Origin of the sequence: Psychromonas arctica (assembly GCF_038155225.1) — a bacterium.
Taxonomy (GTDB): Bacteria; Pseudomonadota; Gammaproteobacteria; order Enterobacterales; family Psychromonadaceae; genus Psychromonas; species Psychromonas arctica_B.
Window position 1 is genome coordinate 1 of record NZ_JBAKBA010000295.1, and the last position, 220, is coordinate 220.

At 34.5% G+C, this 220-nt stretch carries 1 protein-coding gene; it reads left to right on the plus strand.

All coding sequences use genetic code 11. From position 1 onward, the window contains the following. The coding region (locus tag V6255_RS18595; protein ID WP_341629443.1) for a hypothetical protein at positions 1-220 on the plus strand (220 nt) is incomplete at both ends.

Here is a 220-nt window from a genome sequence, read left to right on the forward strand (position 1 = left end):
TAAATGTTATTTAGCAAATGGTTTTTGTTCTGCTTCATTAAAGTCTTTTATTAAATTTTTTGTTGAATTCGAGTTTGAGCAACGCTTACTGAATAATGTATATGAAGAAGGGATTCAGGTTCCAATTACGATAAAATATCCACGATGTATACTAGATGGCATTGGTGATGCAGAAGGGCGCGTTGTTGTGAGAGAAGTCAATGTTCGAACGAACGAAATC